Annotated in this window: 10 protein-coding genes; all 10 read right to left on the bottom strand. The window is 74.5% G+C overall.

The window, feature by feature from the left end:
* Window positions 1–366: 366 nt before the first annotated feature.
* Window positions 367–1,647: a homoserine dehydrogenase gene (locus ABZ920_RS10710; protein WP_361501430.1), complete on the bottom strand. Its 1,281-nt coding sequence runs from the start codon at window positions 1,645–1,647 to the stop codon at window positions 367–369.
* A 148-nt stretch (window positions 1,648–1,795) separates the two neighbouring features.
* On the bottom strand, window positions 1,796–4,156 hold the full coding sequence (locus ABZ920_RS10705; protein WP_361501427.1) for an amino acid adenylation domain-containing protein: 2,361 nt from the start codon (window positions 4,154–4,156) through the stop codon (window positions 1,796–1,798).
* Window positions 4,153–4,950, bottom strand: a complete 798-nt coding sequence (locus ABZ920_RS10700) for a hypothetical protein (RefSeq protein WP_361501424.1) — start codon at window positions 4,948–4,950, stop codon at window positions 4,153–4,155. Before ABZ920_RS10700 ends, ABZ920_RS10705 begins: the two co-directional genes overlap by 4 nt.
* The gene (locus ABZ920_RS10695; protein WP_361501421.1) at window positions 4,947–5,960 is read right to left on the bottom strand and encodes an NAD-dependent dehydratase; all 1,014 of its coding nucleotides are present in this window, start codon (window positions 5,958–5,960) and stop codon (window positions 4,947–4,949) included. The genes ABZ920_RS10700 and ABZ920_RS10695 overlap by 4 nt, the downstream gene beginning before the upstream one ends.
* A gap of 3 nt (window positions 5,961–5,963) precedes the next feature.
* The gene (locus ABZ920_RS10690; protein ID WP_361501418.1) at window positions 5,964–7,304 is read right to left on the bottom strand and encodes a cytochrome P450; all 1,341 of its coding nucleotides are present in this window, start codon (window positions 7,302–7,304) and stop codon (window positions 5,964–5,966) included.
* Window positions 7,305–7,324: 20 nt separating this feature from the next.
* Complete coding sequence (locus ABZ920_RS10685; protein ID WP_361501415.1) at window positions 7,325–8,611, bottom strand: MFS transporter; 1,287 nt, start codon at window positions 8,609–8,611, stop codon at window positions 7,325–7,327.
* Window positions 8,601–12,299 carry a beta-ketoacyl synthase N-terminal-like domain-containing protein gene (locus ABZ920_RS10680; protein WP_361501412.1) on the bottom strand — a complete coding sequence of 1,233 codons (3,699 nt, stop codon included), beginning with the start codon at window positions 12,297–12,299 and terminating at the stop codon, window positions 8,601–8,603. Before ABZ920_RS10680 ends, ABZ920_RS10685 begins: the two co-directional genes overlap by 11 nt.
* Window positions 12,296–15,745, bottom strand: coding sequence for an amino acid adenylation domain-containing protein (locus ABZ920_RS10675; protein WP_361501409.1), 3,450 nt, complete (start codon window positions 15,743–15,745; stop codon window positions 12,296–12,298). Before ABZ920_RS10675 ends, ABZ920_RS10680 begins: the two co-directional genes overlap by 4 nt.
* 61 nt (window positions 15,746–15,806) lie before the next feature.
* The gene (locus tag ABZ920_RS10670; RefSeq protein ID WP_361501406.1) at window positions 15,807–17,471 is read right to left on the bottom strand and encodes a condensation domain-containing protein; all 1,665 of its coding nucleotides are present in this window, start codon (window positions 17,469–17,471) and stop codon (window positions 15,807–15,809) included.
* 10 nt (window positions 17,472–17,481) lie between these two features.
* Window positions 17,482–18,579, bottom strand: coding sequence for a cytochrome P450 (locus ABZ920_RS10665; RefSeq protein WP_361501403.1), 1,098 nt, complete (start codon window positions 18,577–18,579; stop codon window positions 17,482–17,484).
* Window positions 18,580–19,021: the final 442 nt, after the last annotated feature.

Here is a 19,021-nt window from a genome sequence, read left to right as displayed (position 1 = left end):
TGGCCGACCAGCTCGACACCGCCGTCGAACACCACGGCAAGGGCGACCTCGCCGCCCTCCTCACCGGCAACGACACCTGGACCGTCGCCGGCTGACAGAGGGGTCGTCGAAACCCGCGAGCCCTGCCGTCAGAGCTGACGGCAGGGCTTCGTCATGCGGTGGGCGGACAGGCGGCCCCGCACCCGTCGAGGTGCGGGGCCGCCTGTCCGCGCGACCTGGGCCCGTTCCCCGCGGCGGTCCCACGAGGGGCGAACATGCCGCGGTCCGGTGGGGGCGGCACACCGCCCTCCACCGGACCGTTTCTGTCTGCTCCGGTCTCTTCCCGTCCGTTCCCGGCGGGCCCGCGCCCCCTGGTCTCCGGCGCGGTCACGCGCCCTCGACGCGGAGGGCGCGCGGCACCCCCCGTACGGCCGTCAGGGCACCGAGGGCCTCCACCGCCGAGGACAGCACGGCGTCAGTGGCCCGGTGGGTCGACAGGGACAGCCGGCAGCCGTCGTCCCCGCGCTCCTGGCGCAGGCTCTCGACGGACACGCCGTGCCGGTCGAGGACGTGGGCCACCTCGCTGAGGACACCGGGCCGGTCGGCGACGTCCAGGGTGACGTGGTAGCGGGTGACGACGTCGCCGACCGGCCGCACACGGCGCTGCTCGTGGGCCGTGTCGCCGGAGCCGGTGACGCCGGCCAGCCGGTTGCGGCAGACCTCGACGAGGTCGCCGAGCACGGCGCTGGCCGTGGGCGCCCCGCCGGCGCCGGGTCCGTAGAACATCAGCTGCCCCGCGGCCTCCGCCTCGACGAACACCGCGTTGAACGCGTCCCGCACCGAGGCCAGCGGATGGCTCAGCGGCAGCATCGCCGGGTGGACCCGGACGGTGACGTCGCCGTCGGCGCGGCGGTCGCACAGGGCGAGGAGTTTGATCACGCAGCCCTGGGCGCGGGCGGCGGCCGTGTCCGCGGCGGTGATGCCGCTGATGCCCTCGCGGTGCACCTCGTCGATCCGGACGCGGGTATCGAAGGCGAGGCCGGCGACGATCGCGGCTTTGGCGGCCGCGTCGTGCCCCTCGACGTCGGCGGTGGGGTCGGCCTCCGCGTAGCCGAGGGCCATGGCCTCCTTCAGCGCTCTCGGGTAGTCCCAGCCCGCGCTGTCCATCCTGTCGAGGATGAAGTTGGTGGTGCCGTTGACGATGCCGAGCACCCGGGTGACCCGGTCTCCGGCCAGGGACTCGCGCAACGGCCGCAGCAGGGGCACGGCGCCGGCCACCGCGGCCTCGTAGCGCAGGTCGACGCCGTGCGCCCGGGCGGCGGCGTGCAGTGCCGCACCCTCGGCGGCGATCAGCGCCTTGTTGGCGCTGACGACGGACGCGCCGTGCGCGAACGCCTTGCCGACCAGGTCGTGCGCGCGGTCGGTGCCGCCGATCACCTCGATCACCACGTCGATGTCGCCGCGGGTCACCAGGGCGTCCGCGTCGGCCGCGATCAGGTGGGAGGGGACCCCGGGGCGGGGGAGGTCCGCCCGGCGCACCGCCACCCCGGCGAGCTCCACCCGGGCGCCGATCCGTGCGGTGAGTTCGGGTTCGTGGGCCGCCAGGTAGTGCGCGACGTCGCTGCCGACGACGCCGCAACCCAGCAGCGCTACCTTCAGAGTGCGCATGGTCCGACTGCTCCGTTTCCGAGGGGCCGAGGGGTGTGCGGGATCCGCCGGACGACGGCCGGGGTGCGGCCGGCGTCCGGCGGCGGTGGTGCCACCGCGGACGGCACTCGCGGCACCGGCCGATTGCCGCCGGTACCGCGAGGCGTCCTCAAGCGGGGATGAGGGCGGCGATGGCGCCCACGGTCGGATCGTCGAACAGCTGCCTGAGGCGCAGCCGCACCCCGCGGCGCTGGTGGATCTCGTTGACCATCCGGCTGGCCAGCAGGGAGTTGCCGCCCAGCTCGAAGAAGTGCTGCCCGACCCCGACGCCCTGGACGCCGAGGAGTTCCCCGAACAGCTCGGCCACCAGGATCTCCGCCGCGGTGGACGGCTCCCGGCCGGCGCGGACGAACCGGGTCCCGGGGCGGGGGAGGGCCTTGCGGTCCAGCTTCTCGTTCGGGGTGAGCGGCAGCCGGTCCAGGACGACGAACGCGGTCGGCACCATGTAGTCGGGCAGGGCCGACTCGGCCCGCGCGCGGAGCTCGTCGAGGTCCGGGTCGGCTCCGGTGGCGGGCACCACGTACGCCACCAGGCGCTGGTCACCCGGGGTGTCCTCGCGGACCAGGCAGACCGCGTGGCTGATCCGCGCGTCGCGCAGCAGCACCGACTCGATCTCCTCCAGCTCGACCCGGAAACCGCGGATCTTGACCTGGTGGTCGAGGCGGCCGAAGAACTCGATGACGCCGTCGGCCCGCCAGCGGGCGGCGTCCCCGGAGCGGTACATGCGGGCGCCGGGTCCTCCGTAGGGGTCGTCGACGAACCGCTCCGCGGTCAGCTCCGGCCGGCCGAGGTAGCCCTCGGCGAGCTGGACGCCGGCGAGGTACAGCTCGCCGGTGACGCCCGGCGGCAGCTGGCGGCGCTGTTCGTCGAGCACGTACAGCCGGGTGTTCCACACCGGCCGCCCGATCAGCACCGGACCGGGCTCCGGGTCCTTCGGGCACAGCATGGAGGTGACGTCGACGGCCGCCTCGGTCGGGCCGTAGACGTTGAACAGGTCGGCGTCGAGCACGGAGGAGAACCACGCCTGCAGCTCCGCGGGCAGCGCCTCGCCGCCGCACACCACCCGGCGCAGGCTCTTGCACCGCGCGGCGTCCGGCTCCTGGAGGAAGACCTTCAGCCCCGAGGGGACGAAGTGGGCGATGGTGATGTCCTCGGCGACGATCGTCTCCGCCAGGTAGGCGGGGTCCCGGTGCCCGTCGGGGTCGGCGACCACGATCGAGGCTCCGGCCAGCAGCGGCCAGAACACCTCGCGCACCGTCACGTCGAAACCGGCGGGCGTCTTCTGCAGCAGGCGGTCGCCGGCACCCAGCGGGATCTGGTGCTGCATGTGGTGCAGACGGTTGGTGATGGCGCGGTGGGCGACGACGACGCCCTTGGGGCGTCCCGTGGAGCCGGAGGTGTACAGCACGTAGGCCGGGGTGCCGGGGCTCAGCGGGGCGCGCCGGTCGGCGTCGGTGGGCGGGGTCGCCGCGGCCCGCGCCAGACGTGCCGCGGTGGCCGGGTCGTCCAGCACGAGCTGCTCCGCCGCCACCAGCACCGAGTCCGTGAGCGACGCGACGGTCACCACGTGGGAGACCCGCGCGTCGGAGAGCACCTCGGTGATGCGGTCCACCGGGTAGCCGGTGTCCACGGGCAGGTAGGCGGCGCCCGTCTTGACGACGGCGAGCGCCGTCACGACGTAGTCGACGGACCGGGGGAGCACCATGGCGACGACGTCGCCCGCTCCGGCGCCGGCGGCGATCAGCAGGTGGGCGATGCGGTTCGCCCGGTCGTCCAGCTCGCCGTAGGTGAGGCGGGTGTCCCGGTGTTCGAGGGCGAGCCGGCCGGGGTGGGCGGCCGCGTTCGCCTCCACCAGTTCGGGCAGCGTCAGGGACGGCACCTCGTGCGCGGTGTCGTTCCACACGTGCATGATCTGGTGGTGCTCCGCCGGGGTGAGCAGGTCGATCCCGCCCACCTCGGCCGCCGGACCGGCCTGGAGCAGCCGCTGCGCGAAGTGGGAGAGCCGGCTGGTGTGCGCGGCCGACTGCCCGTCCGCTGCGCGTTCCGGGCCGCCGTGCGCCCGGCAGCGCAGACGGCCGGTGGCCGCGTCGAGGGAGAAGGCGAACGTCAGGTCGTCGTCCGCCCCGGGGCCGTCGGTGAGGCGGACCCGTGCGCCGACGGGCGGGGCGGCCGTCTCCTGCGCCGTCCCCTCCGCCGTCTCCGGCGCGTCCGCCAGGGCCCGTGCCCGGCGGACCTGCTCCACCAGTGCGCCCAGGGCCGTCGTGGGCCCCAGGCGCAGCCGCAGCGGCCGGGGCAGCGTGTCGACGGCGAGTGCCAGGTCGCCGTCGGCCGTCATGCGGTACTGGTAGGCCGCCGCGGCGGCGAGGGCCAGGTCGGTCCAGTCGGCGTCCGGCGCCCCGGTCGGTCCGTCCAGCGCGATCCCGTCGGTGGCCGGGTCCGTCGCCGTCGGGCGTACGTCGTGCACGGTCATGCGCCACGCTCCAGCAGGAATCGGTGGGCGGCCGCGGCCACGGCCGCGTCGTCCAGCAGGGCCGCGGTGTCCAGGGGAAAGCGCTGCTCGGCGCGTGCGTGCACGGCTCCCGGGCTGGACCGTGCCGACGTCAGCGCCAGCGCCGCGGCCCATCCCTCCTCGGGGCGCAGCTGCCGTGCGGCGTGCAGGTAGGAGACGTAGGAGCGGAAGAGGCCGAGCAGGTCCTCACTGGTCTCCTCGTCGAGGCCCAGCAGGTCGAAGGCGGCGCCGGCCACGGTCTCGTAGACCTTGACGACGTGCGCGGCGGTGGCGGTGAAGTCGTCGTCGCCGGCCGCCTCGCACACCGCCAGCACCTCGGCGGCCGCCTCGGCCCGCTGCTGCTCGGGCAGCACGGCCATGGTGTCGGCGGCCTTCCGGAAGTCCCGGTACAGGCTCAGCCGGTCCACGGGCTCCGGGTCGAACAGCAGCAGCGCCGGCCGTTCCCCCTGCCGCGCGGCGATCTCGTCGGCGAGCGCGGAGGCGAAGACGCCGCCGACGCAGTAGCCCATGACGGTGTCGACGCGGCGGGGCCCCTTTGGCATGAGCCCCCACCACCGCAGGTAGTCGGCGGCCGACAGCAGTTCGCGCTCGGCGGCGGCCGGCTGGTCGGTGAGCCAGATCTCCCGTTCCGGTGCCAGGTGCGCGGCGAACCGGCGGAAGCCGGCCTCCGGCCGTCCCGCCGAGTCGAAGTCGACCGCGAGGACCGTCCGGGTGGGGTCGCCCTCGCCGAGCCGGCGCCAGCTCTGTGTGCTCATCGCGGTTCTCCGTTCTCGGCGCCGAGGAGCGCGGCCTCCTCGGCCGGGGTCAGGCCGGCCTCGCGGGGGCGGTCCAGGCCGCGTTCGAGTTCGTCGGCGAGGACGTCGGCGACCGTCTCCTCCAGGGGGCGGTGGCGCAAGCCGGCGCCGGCCGCCCGGGTGTGGTCGTGGGCCATGAAGCCGCGGTCCTCCGGCGGCACCCACAGCGGCAGGGACGCCGGCCCCCGCCAGTGCTGCACGCCGGCCGCCAGCAGGCGCTCCTCGGACACCGGGACGAGTTCGGTGTCCGGCGGGCCGGCCGTCTTGGCGATCGCGGCCAGCAGGTCGCCGAGCGGGACGGCCGGGCCCACCCCGTTGAAGGTGCCGCCGAGGCGCTGCTCGCCGGCGTCGACGATCCACGCGGCCAGGTCGCGCACGTCGACGTACTGGGTGGGCTGGGCCGGGGTGTCCGGTACGGCGACCCGGCCGCCGCGGGACATCCGCGCGGGCCAGTAGCCGAAACGGTCGGAGACGTCGCCTGGACCGACGATCAGCCCCGACCGCACGATCAGCGCGTGCTCGCCCAGGGTCTCGCGCACCGCCTCCTCGCAGGCGACCTTGATGCCGCCGTACAGGTGCGGGTGCTCGATCCGCTCGTGCGCCGCGGCACCGGAGCGGGCGGGCTCGTGCAGCGCCGCGTCCTCGTTCTGCCCCGGCGTCACCGCGTCGGCGTAGACGTTGATGGACGACACGAAGGTCCAGTGGCGCGCACGGCCGCCGAGCACCCGCAGCGCCTCGCGCACCCACGGGTAGGACATGGTGGCCACGTCCACGACCGCGTCGAACTCCCGGCCCTCCAGCGGCGCGAGACCGCCGGGCGCGTTCCGGTCGACGCTGACCAGTTCGGCGCCGTCCGGGACCGCGCCCGAGGTGCCGCGCGCCGCGCAGACGACCTCGTGCCCATGGCGCACCGCCTCGGCCGCGACGGCGTGCGACAGGAAGGCCGTCCCGCCCAGGATGAGGATCCTCATGGCTCAGGCACCCCCGTGCGCGACGGGGCAGCCGGCCGCGGCCTCCGGGGCGCCGGCGGTGTCGCGGGGCAGCAGCCGGTCGTAGGCCACCGGCAGCGACGCCAGACCGCGGCTGACCGAGTTGTCGTACACCCACTCCGTCTGCTCCGGGTCGATGGCCGGCCGCAGTCCCTCCAGGCGGCGCAGCAGGGTCGGGAAGACGATGTGGCCCTCCAGCCGGGACAGCGGGGCGCCGGGGCAGAAGTGCGGGCCGTGCCCGAAGGTCAGGTGGCGGTTGTTGGTGCGGGTGATGTCCAGGCGGTCGGGGTCCTCGAACACCTTGGGGTCGCGGTTGGCGGCGGCGATCAGCAGGTGCACGAACGCCTCCTTGCCGATGCCGACGCCGCCGATCTCCATGTCCTGGGCGGCGACGCGGAGGGTGCCGCGGTAGCTGGGCGACTCGTAGCGCAGGAACTCCTCGACCGCCGAGGTCACCAGGTCCGGCCGGGACCGCAGCAGCTCGAGCTGGTCGGGGTGGGTCAGCAGGGCGTGCGTGCCGTTGCCGATGAGGTTGGTGGTGGTGCGCTGGCCGGCGATGATCACCAGCGACATCGTCGAGGCGATCTCGTCGACGGTGAACGTGCCCTCCTCGTCGGCCGCCCGCAGGAGCTGGCTCACCAGGTCGTCGCCCAGGTCGGAGCGGCGGGCCCGGAGCAGGTCCAGGATGTACTGCTCGAAGCCGGAACTCACCTGCTTGAGACGGTGGTTGGACTCCTCGTCCGCATAGGGGGCGCCGCCCAGGATCTTGGACCAGTCGTAGAGCATCTCGCGGTCCGCCACGTCCACGCGCAGGTACTCGAAGATGACCATCACCGGCAGGACGCGGGCGAACTCCATGAGGTCGACCTCGCCCGAGGCCGGGAAGGCGTCGATGAGGTCGTCGGCGATCTCCTGGATGCGGGGGCGCAGCGTCGCCATGCGGCGGGGCACGAACGACTTGCTCACCAGCTTGCGCAGCCGGGAGTGTTCCGGGGCGTCGGCGATGAGCATGTTGCGCGCCTGCACCGGGCTGTTGTCGAAGAGCTGGTCGCGGAACCACTTGGGGGCGTTGTCCAGGGACTTCGAGATGCGGCTGTCCCCGAACGCCTTCAGCGCCATCTCGTAGTCGGCCACGATGTAGGCCTCCGCGCCCGGCGGGTGGTTGATGGCGCGCACGGGGCAGGACCGGCGGATCTGCGCGTACGTCCCGTTGCGGTCGTCGAGCGGGTGGGTGAAGAACTCCGGGGGCAGGGGCTCCCGCTCCGCCCCGGACGGCAGCGCCCCGGCGTCCTTCGCCGGGCCGGCCTCGGTGATGTCCTGCGTCATCGCAACTCCTTCTGGATGTTTCACTGAGTCATGTCCTCGGCGGAGGCCAGCGTCCGGATGCCCCTGGTCAGCGTGGGCAGCGCGCCCAGCGTGGCGATCGCGCCGATCGTCGCGAAGACCCAGACGGGTCCCGCCGCGTCGAAGACGGCGCCGATGGCCAGGACGCCGAGGGGCGAGACCACCGTGGAGCTGAAGACGATCGCCCCGAGGACCCGGCCCTGCAGCTCGTCGGGCACGACCTTGGCGGCGTAGGTCAGGAACAGCGCGTTGATGATGGGCCCGCGGACGTAGACGCAGGCGACGACGATGCCAAGCGGGACGACCCCGGGCACGGTCGCCAGCAGCACGGCCGCCACCGGCCCGATCCAGTAGCCCGCGATGAACACCGCCGACGGGCGCACCCGCTTGATGACGGAGCCGGCCACCAGGGCCCCGGCCAGCCCGCCGGCGCCCGCGACGGCGAGGGTCAGGCCGATGAACGACTCCGACGCCCCGCGCGCGGTCCCCGTGGCGATCACCGCCAGGGAGATGCCGGTGGTGTTGAAGGCCAGGTTGGACAGGGTGACGCTGACGATCAGCGGCCCCAGCACCGGATGTTTCGCCAGATAGCGGAAGCCGCCCGTCAGGTCCTTCTTCCCCTGGGCGGCCACGACGGGCCGGGGCGTGGCGCGCACGAACAGCATCAGCAGGGTCGAGACCGCGAAGGACACGCACGCGCCGACGAACGGCAGCACCCGCGCCGCTCCGTACAGGGCGCCGCCCACGGACGGGCCGGCCGTGATCGCCCCGAACCAGCGGATCTGGTTCTGCGCGGTCGCCTGCGCCAGCTGGTCGGGCCGCACGAGCTGCTTGATGATCGCCATGCCGGCGGGCATCGACAGGCCGAAGCACGCCGCCGACAGGATGGCCACGCCGAGCGTGACGTAGAGGTTCACCGAGCCCGTCATGACGAACAGGGAGAACAGGCCCAGCAGCCCCGCCCGCAGCAGGCTGCAGCCGATCAGCAGCTGCTTGCGGTCCACCCGGTCGGCGAGGACGCCGCCCCAGAAGGACATCAGCCCCTGCGCGAGCAACTGGGCCGAGCCGACGATGCCGGCGGAGGCCGCCGACCCCGTCGTGGCCAGGATGAGCAGCGGGTAGGCGACGCCGGCCGCGTTCTCGCCGACGCCCGCGAACGCCTCGCTGCTCCACAGCGACTGGAAGGACCGGTTGCGCAGCAGCGTCGGCGCCGGGCCCGGGGCCGGGGCCGGCCCGGCCGGCTCGGGTGCCTCGGCGACGGCTGCCGCCCCGGAGTGCTCACTCGCCACGTCGCCCCTCCTCCTTCGGCTCCCCGCCGTCCGTCAGCAGAGCGCCGAGGGTCGTGGAGAGGTGGCGGACGTGCGGTTCCCGGAGCATCGACCAGTGCTCACCGGCCACCGGCACCACGGTGGTGTCCTGGTGCCGGTACAGGCCGCCGAGCGCGCGCCGCAGCTCCGCCGCCTCGCGCGCGCCGGCCCCCGCCTTGAGCACCACGGCCGGGCAGTCGACCGGCCCGGGCCGGTAGCGCGCCAGCGTGCGGAACTTGTCCAGCAGCAGCCTGCGCAGGGCCGGATCGCGGCGGGCCTGCGCGCCGGCCTCTCCCAGGCCGAGCGCGGCGGAGCCCATCAGCCACAGATGGCCGAGGACGAACGCGGGGTCGGCGCCGATGCGGCGGCCCGCGCGGCCGGGCATGTGGGCGTCCAGGCAGAAGAGCAGGTCGACCCGCTCCCCGCGCTCCGCCAGGCGCACCGCCATCTCGTGCGCCAGCACGGCGCCGAAGGACCAGCCGCCGAGCGTGTAGGGGCCCTGCGGCTGGAGTGCGAGCAGTGTCTCGACGTGGAGTGCCGCGACCTCCTCCACCCGCATCCGGGACGCGTCCACGCCCCGCGGTTCCAGCCCCAGCACCGGGCGCCCGGTGTCCAGGCCCGCGGCCAGGGCCAGGTAGTTGAGGGAGGAGTCCACGGCGTCGGCCACGAGGAACACGGGCCGTCCCGAGCCCTCGCGCAGACGGGTGAACCGCGGCTCCCGCACCGGCCCGGCAGCGGCGGCCGGCTCCGTGCCCGGTGCGGTCTCCGGGTCGCCGCCGCGCTGCTCCTCGGCCTCCCGGCGCAGCCGGCCGAAGGTGGCGTCGCGCATGAACTCCGCGGCGGGGACGACGACGCCGGCCTTCTCCCGCAGCTGCGTCATCAGGCTCAGCACCATCAGGGACTCGCCGCCGAGCTCGAAGAAGTTGTCCGTGTCGGCGGCCGAGGTCACCCCGAGCGCCCGGCACCACAGCTCCTCCACCGTGCGGTGGACGGCGGACCCGCCGCCCGCGGCGGCGGCGCGCTCCCCGGAGGCGGCCGGCCGGACCGGGGCCACCGCGGGGTCCTGCTCGGCGAACGGGTGTCCCGGCAGCGAGCAGCGCGGCGCGGTGCGCTCCGCCCCGCCGAGGGTGGCCCCCGCGGCGGCGAGCGTGGGCCCGACGACGTCCATGCCGCGTTCCCACAGCGCGCCCAGCGCCCGCAGCAGCCCGCGCTCCCCGTCCTCGGGACGGCCGAGCAGCGGCACGCCCGTGCGCGCCGGGTCCCAGTCCGGGGAGAACCGCAGGGCCCCCAGCATGGTGCTGCCCGGGCCGAGTTCGACGAACGTGTCGCAGTCCGAGCCGAGCAGCGTCGCCATGCCGCCGTCGAGCTGCACGGGCCGGCGCACGTGCGCGGCCCAGTAGCCGGGACCGGAGATGGTGTCCGGGTCGGCCCAGTCGCCGGTGACGTCGGAGACCAGGCGCAGCTCGGGCAGCCGGGTCGGCATGGCGGAGATCAGGTCCGCCAGCCGGTCCGCCACGGGGGCCTGCAGCTCGCAGTGGGCCGCCCGGTCCACGTTCAGCGGCCGCACGTCCAGGCCGTCGAGCGCCCCGCCCCCGGTCAGCTCCGTCATCGCCGCCGCGGGACCGGAGAGCACCACGCCTCCCCGGCTGTACATGGACACGGTCACGTCGCCGCCGAGCGGCACCCGGCGGGCGACCTCCTCCTCGGTCGCGTTGACGGCGAGCATCCGCCCGGGTTCGGTGGAGCGGAGCCCTTCGGCGCGCTCGCGGACGAGCGTGGCCGCGTCGGCGGGCGACCAGACTCCGGCGAGCGCGGCGGCCGCGTACTCGCCGACGCTGTTGCCGAACAGGGCGACCGGCTTCAGGCCCCATTCCGTCAGCTGCCGGCCCAGCCCGTACCCGAGCGTGTAGAGCCCGAGCTGCTGGTGCGCCCAGTCGTCGAACCAGGCCGCCGGCACCGTGCCCTCGGACACCACCGGGGACAGGTCGAGCCGGAACCGGCGCCGGACGAAGTCGGCGATCTCGTCGAAGGCCGCCCGGAACTCCGGCAGCAGCCGGTAGGCGGCCGCGCCCGCCGGGTGCCGCAGCACCCCGTGCCCGGGGAACAGGAACGCCGCCTGCGCGAGCGGCCGCCGCTCGACGGCCCGCGTACCGCGCAGCAGGTCCGCGGCCTCGGCGCGGTCCCGGGCGACGACGGCCGTCCGATGCGCGTACTGCCTGCGGTCGGCCAGGGTGCGGGCCACGGCGTCGAGCGCCGGGGCGTCCTCGGCGCCGATCCGGTCCGCGAGCCGGCTGCCGAAGCGTTCCAGCGCGGCCGGCGTGGCGGCCGACAGCAGCAGCGTCTGCGCCGCCGGCCCGGCGGGGGACGGCTCCCGCACGGGTGCGGCCTCCAGGACGACATGGGCGTTGGTGCCGCCCACGCCGAAGGCGCTCACCGCGGCCCGCGGCACGTCCGTGTCGGGCCACGGGCGGTGCTCGGTGCACACCCGGAACGGTGAGCTGTCGAGGTCGAGCAGCGGGTTGGGGTTCGTGTAGTGCAGCGTCGGCACCAGCTCGCGGTGTTCGAGCATCAGCACCGTCTTGATGAAGCCGGCCACCCCGGCCGCCGCACTGGTGTGCCCGAGGTTGCTCTTGACCGCTCCCAGCCAGGTCGTGCGGCCCTCCCCGCCGCCCGGCGCGGCGTCGAAGACGTCGGTCAGGGCGGCCACCTCGACCGGGTCGCCCATGGGCGTCGCCGTGCCGTGGCACTCGATGTGGTCGATCTCCCGCGGGGAGACACCGGCGATCCGCTGCGCGTGCCGGACCACCTCGCTCTGGCCTGGGATGGACGGGGCGGTGAAGCCCAGCTTGTCGGCGCCGTCGTTGTTGAGGGACGAGCCGCGGACGACCGCCGCGATCCGGTCGCCGTCCCGCAGCGCGTCCTCCAGGCGCTTGAGCACGACCACCCCGACGCCCTCGCTGGGGACGGTGCCGGCCGCCTTCTCGTCGAACGGGCGGCAGTGCCCGTCGGGAGAGAGGATGCTGCCCTGCTCGTGCACGTACCCCCACTCGCCGGGCGGGGACACGGCGACGCCGCCGGCGAGCGCCGCGTCGCACTCGCCGCCGAGCAGCGCCTGGCGGGCCATGTGGATCGCCGTGAGCGAGGTGGAGCACGCCGTCTGCACGGTGACCGCCGGACCGCGCAGTCCGAGCTTGTAGGCCACGCGGGTGGCCACGAAGTCCTTCTCGTGGCTCACCACGCGCACCAGGGGGCTCAGCTCCCCGGTGCTGTCGAGCAGCGTCCGGTCGGACCCGGCGTACACCCCGACGCGGCCCTGGAAGCGGCCGGGGTCGAGCGCCGCGTCGTCGAGGGCGGTCGAGGCGCACTCGAGGAACACCCGCTGCTGCGGGTCGATGTTCGCCGCGTCGGCCCGGTTGTAGCGGAAGAACGTCCAGTCGAAGTTGCGCGAGCCCGCCAGCACCCCCTTGGCCGGCACGAACTGCGGGTGCCGGACGACGCCGGGGTCCGCGCCGCGGGCGACGAGGTCGTCCACGTCGAAGTGGGTGATCCCCTCGCGTCCGTCCCGCAGCAGCTCCCAGTACTCGCCCACGTCCGCGGCGCCCGGGTAGCGGCACGCCATTCCGACGACCGCCACCGCGCCGGCGGTCGTGGCCGCCTCCGCGCCGCTCACCGGTGGTCCGCCGGGGCGTCGTTCCCGACGAGGTGCAGCACGTGCGCCGCCGTCGGGGTGAGCAGGAACTCGCGCAGCCGCAGTGTCACGCCGAACTCCTTCTTGACCAGCCGGATCAGCTGGACGGCGCCCAGGGAGGTGCCGCCCATGCCGAAGAAGTCGGTGTCGGGGCCCGCCTGCCGCACGGTCTTGCCGGTGCGGCCGCCCGTCCGCTCGACGGCGGCGGTGAACAGTTCCGTGATGCGGGTCAGCGGGTCGTCCCCGGACCGCGGCCGCTCCGCCGTCTCCGCCGCGGCGGGGCGCTGCCCGGCCGGCGCGGCCACGGCGGCCAGCGCCTTGCGGTCGACCTTGCCGTTCGCGGTCACGGGGATGCGGTCGACGAGGGCCCAGAGCGTGGGCACCATGTAGTCCGGCAGCGAGGCGGCGAGGAAGGCGCGCAGCTCGCCGGTGGCCGGGCTGCCGGCCGGGTCGGGCACCACGGCGGCGACGAGCCGCTTCTCCGCGCTGTCGCCGCCGGTGACGACGACCACGCAGTCCTTCACCTGCGGATGGGCCGTCAGCGCGTCGCTGATCGCACTGAGTTCGATCCGGTAGCCGCGCAGCTTGACCTGGTCGTCGGCGCGGCCGAGGAACTGCAGCCTGCCCCGGGTGTCGAGGCGGACGACGTCGCCGGTGCGGTAGAGCCGCTCGGGCACGTCGGGGGAGAAGAACCCGAAGCGCCGCGCGGTCTCCGACTCGTCGCCGACGTACCCGTCGGCGAGTCCGGCACCGCCGGTGTACAGCTCGCCCACGGCGCCGGGCGGCACCAGCCTGCCGCGCTCGTCGAGCACGTACACGTGGGTGCCGGGGACGGGGGTGCCGATGGGCAGCGGGCCCGAGACGTCCTCGGCCCGGGTGACGGTGTGGGTGGTGGTGAACGTCGTGTTCTCGGTGGGACCGTAGCCGTTGGTGATCACCAGGTCCGGGTGGCGGGCCAGGGCGCCGGCGGCGTGGTCGTGCGGTACGACGTCGCCGCCGGTCAGCAGCTGCCGCATGGTGCCGAACGAGGCGGGCGCGAACTCCACGACCAGGCGGAACAGACCGGCCGTCAGCCAGCCCACCGTCACCTCCCGTTCGAGCAGGAAGGCGCCGAGCTCGCTGGGGGAGGGCAGCGAACGGGCGGGATAGATCTCCAGCGTGGCACCGGTCAGCAGCGCGCCCCACAGTTCCAGGGTGGAGGCGTCGAAGGGCAGCGGCGAGAGCCGCAGCATCCGCTCGCCCGGACCGGTGCGCACGTAGTCGGCCTCGTGGACCAGGCGGACGACGGCGCGGTGCGGGACGCGCACGCCCTTCGGCTGTCCCGTCGAGCCGGAGGTGAAGGCGATGTACGCGGCGCGCGCGGGGTCCGCCGCGGGCCGGTCCGGCGCCGGGCCGGGCTCGTCGGCGGAGGCGGGCCAGGAGGCGTCCCAGGGGGTGACGGCCGGGACGTCCCGCAGCGCCGGGTGGCCGGCGCCGTCCGGTGGGACGAGCACCGCGGCCGGTGTGGCCCTGCGTACGATCAGCTCGGTGTGCGCGGCCGGCAGCGTGAGGTCCACCCCGACGTACGCGGCGCCGGCGCCGATGACGCCCAGCACCGCCACCGCCTCCGCCACGGAGCGCTCCACCGCGACCAGCACGGTGTCGCCGGCGCGGACGCCGGCCTCCCGGAGCAGCCGGGTCTGCCGGTCGGCGGCCCGGGCCAGCTCCGCGTAGGTCAGCTCCACGTCCTCCTCGCGCAGCGCCACGGCGTCCGGTGAACGCCGCACCACCTCCCGGAACAGCGCGTCCATCGAGGTGGCGGGGAAGTCCTCGCGCACCTCGTTGACGGCGGCCAGCCGCGCGCGGCGTGCGGCGGGAAGGCAGCGCACGTTCTCCAGCGTGTCCTCCGGCGCGTCCGCCAGCTGCCGCGCCGCGGCGAGGAAGTCGGCGACGAACCCGTCGACCTCGGCCTGCTTCCAGACCGCGGTCGCGTACTCGACGTGCCCGGCGAGCGACGGCTCGGACCGCCCCACCAGCAGCGTCAGGTCGAACTGGGCGCCCCCTCCGTGCCCCTCCTCGACGCGGACGCCCAGCGAGGACGTGGCCAGGCGCTGGGGCACCAGCTGGTCGTGCATGCCGAAGCACACCTGGACCAGCGGATGGCAGCCCACGGTCCGCTCGATGCCCAGGCGCGCCACCAGCTCCTCGAACGGCAGCTGCCCGGCGTCCATGCTGAGCGTCAGCGAGCGCTGGACGGAGCGGAGGTACTCGGCGGCCGGCACCGAGTCGTCCACGTCGACCCGCACCGGGACGAGGTTGCCCGCCACGCCGACGAGGCCCTCCAGCTCGGAGGTGTCCCGGCCGAGCAGCGGCACCCCGACGAGCAGGCTGCGGACGCCGGTGGTGCGGCTGAGCGTCAGGGCGAACGCGCCGAGCAGCAGGGCGAACGGAGTGATGCCCAGGGCGCGGGAGGCCCCGGCCACGGCGGCGCTGGCCTCGGGACCGAGGTCGAGCGGCGTACGGGAGCCCGCGGCGTCCTGCACCGCGGGCCGCTGCCGGTCGGCCGGCAGCTCCAGGACGGACGGCACCCCCTCCAGCTGCTGTGACCAGAAGCCGGCCTGGCGGTCCCAGACACCCCCGGCGCGTTGCTCCTCCTGGCGCCGGATGAGCGTGCCGAGGGGGACGCCGGGGCCGAAGCCGGCCGCCGCACCGCCCGACAGCTCCTCGTAGTGGGCCAGGATCTCCTTCCAGACCAGTCCGACCGACCAGCCGTCGAGGACCATGTGGTGGGCCGTCAGGGTGACGGCCTGCCGTCCGGCCGGGTGGGCGAAGTGCAGGAAGCGCACGGCGGGCGCGGCCTTCAGGTCGAAGGGCCGCCGGGTCTCCTCCGCGAGGACGCGGCGCACCCCCTCCTCGAAGTCCGCGGCGTCGCCTTCGCACGTGAAGCCGGTGAACTCGGCGGTGTGCGCGTCGAGTACGCGGCGTACGACCGCGCCGCTGTCGTCGTCCTCGACGAAGACGGTGCGCAGCCCCTCGTTGCGCGCGACCGTCCGGGCCACGGCCTCCTTCAGGAGGCCGACGTCCAGCCGGCCCTGCTCGACGAAGGCGGTGAAGACCAGGTTGTACGGGGAGCCGCCGGTGATGCTCTCGATGAGCCACATGCCGCGCTGGGTGTGGGACAGGCCGTCGCCGTCCGGCACCGTCGCCGGGCCGGGCGCGGGTACCGCCTCCCGGGGCGCGGCCTGCGCCTGCGCCAGCACCCGCGCCAGCGGGTCGCCGCCGAGCAGGGACTTCATCGGTATCCGCACGCCCAGCCGCTCCTGGGCCAGCGCGGCCAGACGCATCGCCCGCAGCGAGTCGCCGCCCAGCTCGATGAAGCTGCGCCCGGCGAGGTCGGCGCCGTCCGCGGCCACGTCCAGGACCGAGGCAGCAAGGTCGTCAAGTGTCATTGATCAGTCTCTTCCTACGGGGGTCGGGGAGTGGCCGCGGAACGCGCGGTGGAGGCGGGGGTCAGCGCGGGCCGCGCGCGGCGCCCAGCAGGCGGTCCCTGGCGCTCTGGCCGGTCCCGGAGGCCTCGGCGCCGGCCGGCTCGGCGAGCAGCCCGGCGTGGCCGCGCACGGTTCCCGCGCGGAAGAGGTCCATGGTCCTCAGGGACCGGCCCGATACCTGGCTCAGCCGCTCGACGAGCATGATCAGCAGCAGCGAGTCGCCGCCGGCGTCGAAGAAGCTGACGTCGTCGCCCACCTCGTCGGTCTTCAGGACCTCCTGCCACAGCGAACGGACGAGTGCGATGCGGGCCTCGGGGGTGGACAGGTCGGGCGCGGCGGGCTGGTCGGTCACGGTTTCCTCCGGGCTGTTGACGAGATGGTTGGCGCAACGCCGCAGGTCTGCGAGGAGTCCGGCGATGTCGTCGCGGGGGTAGAGGTCTTCGATGAAGTCGGCGGACAGCTCCAGCTGCCGGGCACCGGACTCCTCGGTCACGCTGACGAAGAGGCCCAGGTCGTACTTCATGTGCAGGGAGGGCAGCGGCTGGAGCCGGCCCACCACACCGGACGGCAGGTGCATGTCCTCGGGCACCTCGGCCATGTTCACCAGGACCGGGGACAGCGGCGGCCAGATGACGTCGCGCTCGGGCCGCAGGGCCGCCGCCACGGCGTCGAGGGGCACGTCGGCGTCGACGAAGGCCTCCAGGGCGGCGATCCGGGTGGTGCGCAGCAGTTCGCGCCAGGTGGTGGCCGCGTCGAGCGTGACCCGGATCATCGTCGTGTTCATGAACATGCCGACGGCGTCGGCGACGCCCGGGTCGTCGCGGCCGGGCCAGCCGAAGGCGAAGAGGAAGTCCCGCTGGCTGCCGGCGCGCGCCAGCGACGCGGCGAACAGGGCCGTGCCCACCATGAACGGCGTGCACCCCTCCGCCTCGGCGGCCGCCAGCACGGCCTCGGTCAGTCCCGGGTCGAACCGGACGGCGGCGCTCGCCCCGGACAGCGACGGCTCGTCGACCTGCCGGCGGAAGGGGACGCGCACGTCGATCGGCACGCCGCGCAGCCGCTCGACCACCGGCGGCAGGCGCTCGTCGAGCTCGTCCGGCCCGGCCATGGTGACCACCCGGCTGGGGTGCGGAGGGGAGCTGAGGACCGGTTCCACCCCGGCGTGCGCGGCCCGGTACACCTCCGCGATCTCCGCCATGAGCAGGGTGCGCGACCAGCCGTCGCAGACGATGTGGTGCACGGTGAACACCAGCAGCGTGGTGCCCGCGTCCACCCGGATCACCTCGGCCCGGGCCGGTGCCTCCCCGGCCAGGTCGAAGGGCGTGTAGCAGAGCACCTCCAGCAGCCGGTCGAGTTCCTGCCCGGTCCAGCCCTCCGCGGCGGCGTCGAGGAAGCCGGCCTCGGCGGGCGCGGCGTCGGTGCGGTACTCGATCCGCTTGTTCCGGGCGTCGAGCCGGAAGCGGGAGCGCAGCGCGGGATGCCGGCCGAGGACCCGCTGCACCGACGACACGAGCAGCGCGTGGTCCACCGGTCCGGTGAAGCGCACGACGGTCGGGATCAGGCTCGTGGGGCGCAGGTGCTCGACCTTGTCGAGGACCCACAGGCCCTTCTGGGCCGCGTTGGCCTCGTACCAGTGCGGCTGCGCCGCGCCCGCGGCGGGCGGGGAGGTTGCTTTCGCCGTTTCCACCACGACCCCCTCAGGAACGCCGGCGCGCCGTCAGGGGCACGTGCTTGTAGCCCGACGCGAAGTTGGAGATGAGCCGCTCGGGCTTGCCCGCCAGTTCGAAGTCCTCGTACCGGGCGAAGAGTTCCTCGAACAGGACGCTGACGGTGACGCGGGCGACGCTGTGCCCGACGCAGTAGTGCGGGCCGATGCCGAACGCCAGGTGCTTGTTGGGCCGGCGCCGGATGTCGAACGTCTCGCTGTTCTCGAACACCTCCTCGTCGCGGTTGGCGGACCCGAGCCAGGCCACGACGGCGTCGCCGGCGGCTATCCGGGTGCCGCGCACGACCGTGTCACGGGTGGCGTACCGCAGCACGTGGTTCACCGGGGAGGCCCAGCGCAACGCCTCCTCGTACGCCGTCGCGTGCACCTCGGGGTGGGCGGCCCAGTCCGCCGGCACGTCCGTGCCGGTGAACTCGGCCAGGAAGAACGTGGGCGCGTGCGGCGTGGTGACGTTGGCGCCGAGCAGCAGGCTGTAGCAGTTGGCGACGATCTCGCTCGCGGACATCAGCCGGCCCTCGAACCGGGTCGAGATCAGCACGCTCAGCAGGTCGTCGCCGATGTTGCCGCGGCGGTGGCGCATCAGGTCCTGGAAGTAGCCGAACAGCTCGCGGTGCGCCGACTGCAGCGTCGCCTCCTTGCCGCCGGGATCCTGGAACTCCGGGTCGTCGGCGGCGATGCACACCGTGGTGAGCCGGCTCAGCCAGGGCCAGTCCTGCTCCGGCAGGCCCATCATGGTGCCGGTCACGGACATCGGCAGCGCCAGCATGGCCGTGCCGAAGTCGAAGACCTGTCCCGAGCCCAGGGGTTCGAGCAGGTCGACGACCTTCGCCCGGATCACCTCGCGCTGGCGGTCCACCGCCTTCACGGCCAGCGCCTTCTTCAGGCGCGCCTGCCGCTCGGTGTGCCGGGGCGGGTCCGTGACGGCGAGCTGCTGCCCGCCGGCGGGGTCGTCGGTGCCGAGCAGGTCGAGGAGCGTGCCCCGCTCGGAGGTGAAGGTGGCGGCGTCCCGCAGCACCAGGTCGGTGTCTGCGTACTTCACCACGGACCAGAAGCCGCGGTCGTCGTCCACCTGGTGCCAGGTGAGACCGTCCGCCTCGCGCAGCCGGCGCCAGATCCCGGGCGCCTCTCCGCTGCTGTACAGGTGGGGGTCGACAAGGTCGGCTGAGGCCGCGTCGACGGGGCAGCCGGAGGAACGGTTTTCGTGCCTGGAGATGGGCCGACTCCTTTCACGGAGGCATCGCGGTTCGGACGGCGTTGACCGGCCCGGCGTCGGATGGCGAACGAAAAGCACCGCCCGCCTGTGCGGGCGTTGAGCGCGGGAATTGCGATGGGGCGGGGAATTCCCGCACCTTCGGCGCACGCATTCCGCGCGGAGAGGGCACGCACCGGTGCCGGCCCGAAGTCCGGCGGCGTCCGCCGGATGCGGCGCGACGGCATCCGGATCACGAGCGGAACACCGTTCCGGCTCGCACTCGCGGTGCGTGGTCCGCGCCGAACCTGTTCGGCCGACG

The sequence above is a fragment of the Streptomyces sp. NPDC046831 genome, assembly GCF_040645305.1.
GTDB lineage: Bacteria > Actinomycetota > Actinomycetes > Streptomycetales > Streptomycetaceae > Streptomyces.
Note: the sequence above shows the minus strand (reverse complement) of the source record. Positions and strands in the feature narration are given on the sequence as shown.